We start from the raw sequence: 3,399 nt of genomic DNA, 5'->3' as shown, positions 1-3,399 counted from the left end.
GCACAACCTCGCCCTCGCCAGGTAAACCACCCAGCCGTAACGGCAGCCCACCATGCCCGAGGCCGCTCAGAGATCATTTACGGGACAGCCCTTAGATCGATCAGCCGGTTTGAACCCTCTGCATGATGATCTCCGCTACGCGAGAAGGCACAACACCAGTGGTGTCCATCACCTGGGCCTCCCGACGAAGCCAGGACAGGGCTCGCTCATAGTCGGCCAAGTGGTCAAGACGCCACTGCCGAGCGTCAATGCTCTCTGACTTGGTGTCAGTTTCGATGCGTTCGGCCAGCGTTTCCTGGTCGGTGTCCAGCAAGAAGTGGTGCACGGGGATGCCAGCCGCCGTCAGACCGTCATGGATTTCCCGCCAGTACTGCTCGACCAGGACCGTCTGGGTGACCACCAGAGTTCCGCCCACGTAGTCGAGTACCTGTCGCGCGGTCTCCACCACCAACCCCCGCCATGGCGGAAAGTCCTGAAAGTCCCTTTCGGGCACCCCGAGCACATGCCAGAGCATTTCTCCGACCTTCTCGGCATCGAAGAGCCTCGAATCCGGGATACGCGAGATCAGCTCTTTTGCGGTGGTGGTCTTGCCCGCACCGAAGGTGCCATTCAGCCAGATGATCATATATCTCACCCTACGCGGACCATCACGCTCAGCAGGTTACTTCTGGACAGGGCACCCTCGCCGGATAGGTCAGCGGTCCACACGACCACCGAGCATGCCCGAGGCGACTCGGAGATCATTTACGGGACAACCCTTAGGCGGGTTCCCAGTGCTCCGGCTCCGCCTCAGAAACAGCCGGGCCCCAGACCCGGCCCGCGCGCGGCCCCGCCATCGCGCTAGAGGGACTGGCCGGCCGCCGATCCCCGAGGCGCTCCGCCCGCCCCGCCCCCACCCTCTCCATTTCGGCAGTTCGGGCGGCAGGGGGTGCGCAGAGGGGATGTCAGCACCCCGACCACACCTCTACAGGCATGGTGACCTGCACAAACACACGACGCCGCGGAGAGAGGGTGCAACAGATAGATCGTGCAAGGGATCGCGCAAGGAATGACGCAGGAGATCCCAGGCCCGAGGATCCCGCCGACCATTCGCGCGGGCAGCTGCTCGGCGTCATCAGTACCCAGGAGCGCACCGTGCTCGATCCGCTCGGCGGACAGCAGCCGCGGGCGCGGTGCCAGCCCCGTGCTCCTGGTCGTGCTCGTCGTCGGTCCGGTGCCCGGCGGACGGCGCCCCCGATTCAGGGGTGACCCAGGCCGGGGCCGTGGTCCTGGCCCGGGTCATGGTCGGGCCTGTGGGGTGGATTCGAGGGATCGTTGCAACACGCGGTGAGTTGATCAAGCGTGAGCAGTGTAGGCAGAGGCTCGGCGGGGAGGTCCCAGTCGAGCCGCTGTTGCAGCCTCGGCGGCGTGGTGGTGGTGCGCCTTGGTAGCGACTGGTTGAGCAATCACCAGAAGTCACCGCCTGGGCCGCGCTACTCGCCCATGCGTGACCAGGCCAGAATGAAGCCTCATGAACGACGGATCGAGCTGGCCCGTGGACAAACTCACCGCGCTCCGTCTCGGGAGGAGGCTGGTTGCGGAAGTTCCAGCATCCCGGCCAGGCCACCGGGCATTTGTGGACGTTCGCCCCAAGAAGAGCGATCCCGATGCCCAAGCACAGGGCGCGGGATGGGTTCGCAGCGACGCTGAACGCAGCTTCCACCTTGAGCACTGGGAGTATGACTGCGAACGCATCGACGGCTTCGACTACGACATCGGAGCATTGCTCATCGGGTCCGCTGACGCCGCGGACGAGTCCGAGCTGATCACTGTGTTGAACGCATGGGGCGTCCGGCCTGGCCTCTTCGTCTACCCCTGGGAGAGTGAAGACCCCAAGTAGTTCGACGGAGAAGCAGTCAACTCGTGCAGACGATCAGCTGGTGTTGCCCAGCCGAGCGTCTTGCGAGGGCGGCTGTTCAACTCGGCTGCTACCGCATCAAGATGCTCACGAGGGTGGACCGAAAGATCGGTGCCCTTGGGGAAGTACTGCCGCAGCAGGCCGTTGGTGTTCTCGTTCGAGCCGCGCTGCCACGGGCTGCCGGGGTCGCAGAAGTAGACCGGGACGTTGGTGGCGATGCTGAAGCCGTGGTGAGCGGCCATCTCGGTGCCCTGGTCCCAGGTCAGAGACCGTTTCAGGTGGGGTGGCAGGGTGTTGACGGTGGCGATGAGGGCGTCGCGCACGGCTGCGGAGTTGTAGCCGTCGGGCAGGTGGACCAGCATCAGGTAACGGGTGCTGCGGTCGACCAGGGTGGCGATCGCGGAGTGCTTCTTGCGGCCGAGGATCAGGTCGCCTTCCCAGTGCCCGGGGACGGCCCGTGGGCTGCCTCGGGCGGCCGTTGGCTGATCATGACCATGTTCTTGACTGCGCGGAAGCGCCGACGGTCGGCCAGGCGGCGAGGGCGTCGCCTGGTACGTCCAGTGCGCAGAGTCTGGGTCAGTTCACGGCGGAGTTCTGTGCGGCCTTGGGTGTAAAGGGCCTGGTAGATGGTCTCGTGGCTCACGTGCATGTCCGGCCGATGGGGGAAGCGTTTGCGCAGAGCGTGGCAATTCTGTTCGGGGCTCCAGCGCAGAGCCAGGTGAGACTGGATGAAGTCGTGCAGTTCCGGGTTCTGTCCGATCTTCCCGGTCTTGGGGCGAGGCCGGCGTGCGTCAGCGCGGCGCTGGGCGGTGTAGGGCCGGTAGTGCCAGCTGCCGTCGGCCAGGATGGTGCCGTTGCGGCGGACTTCGCGGCTGATCGTCGATGGGCTTCGGCCCAGCTCGGCGGCGATCGCCCGGATGGTGGCCTTCTCCAGTAGCCGGTCGGCTATGTGGACGCGGTCGGCCTCGCGGAGATAGCGCGAGGGGTCGCTCGGTTCAGCGATGGGTGCCGCGTTGATCGGTGGATATGCCTTGATCCGACCCGAGGCACCTCGTCCGTTGCGCCATCGTTCGCCGGTGCGGGTGCTGATGCCGACGGTCCTGGCAGCCTCGGCGAAGCTCATTCCTTGATCCACAAGTAGGAAGTATGTCTCCCGTTCTTGGATCAACGGCCTGTTGCCCTGGGGCCTTCGGCTCCCACGAAATTCGACGTCCATTGCCACCTCTGAGCTGAGGTGTTGCAACGACCACTAGAACCCAGATGGTCTGGGCCGACCATGGTCCGCTGGTCGGCCCGTCCACGGACCAAATGGCCCGAATGGGTGAACCCAGGGGCTCGCGTACGCGGGCGCGGATTTAAGCGAGAGTTGTCGAACGAACCCTCGGCTGGATCATGAAGGCCCGGCGCAACGTCCGCGACTACGAACGTCTTCCACAACATTCCGAAGCCCACCTGACCTGGGCACTCATCACCCTGATGACCCGGAGGTGCACCCGCAGCGG

Annotated in this window: 2 protein-coding genes and 2 pseudogenes; 2 read left to right on the top strand and 2 right to left on the bottom strand. The window is 65.1% G+C overall.

Annotated elements, in window-relative coordinates; all coding sequences use genetic code 11:
• Positions 1-100: 100 nt before the first annotated feature.
• On the bottom strand, positions 101-625 hold the full coding sequence (locus ACFYY7_RS45445; protein ID WP_388672296.1) for an AAA family ATPase: 525 nt from the start codon (positions 623-625) through the stop codon (positions 101-103).
• A gap of 885 nt (positions 626-1,510) precedes the next feature.
• Here ACFYY7_RS45445 and ACFYY7_RS45440 point away from each other — a divergent pair.
• Complete coding sequence (locus tag ACFYY7_RS45440) at positions 1,511-1,879, top strand: hypothetical protein (RefSeq protein ID WP_388672293.1); 369 nt, start codon at positions 1,511-1,513, stop codon at positions 1,877-1,879.
• Here the strand turns inward: ACFYY7_RS45440 and ACFYY7_RS45435 are convergent.
• Positions 1,849-3,020: pseudogene (locus ACFYY7_RS45435) on the bottom strand (IS30 family transposase). The gene ACFYY7_RS45440 and the pseudogene ACFYY7_RS45435 overlap by 31 nt on opposite strands.
• Before the next feature lie 242 nt (positions 3,021-3,262).
• Here ACFYY7_RS45435 and ACFYY7_RS45430 point away from each other — a divergent pair.
• Positions 3,263-3,399: pseudogene (locus tag ACFYY7_RS45430) on the top strand (IS5/IS1182 family transposase); the annotation flags it as partial.

Origin of the sequence: Streptomyces sp. NPDC001933 (assembly GCF_042890955.1) — a bacterium.
GTDB lineage: Bacteria > Actinomycetota > Actinomycetes > Streptomycetales > Streptomycetaceae > Streptomyces.
The sequence above is the reverse complement of the archived record's forward strand: the minus strand, read 5'-3'. Positions and strand labels throughout refer to the sequence as shown.

What these genes read in the sequence shown, in the direction of transcription:
- ACFYY7_RS45445 (WP_388672296.1), bottom strand. Translation starts at nt 625, where the DNA reads ATGATCATCTGGCTGAATGGCACCTTCGGTGCGGGCAAGACCACCACC.
- ACFYY7_RS45440 (WP_388672293.1), top strand. Translation starts at nt 1,511, where the DNA reads ATGAACGACGGATCGAGCTGGCCCGTGGACAAACTCACCGCGCTCCGT.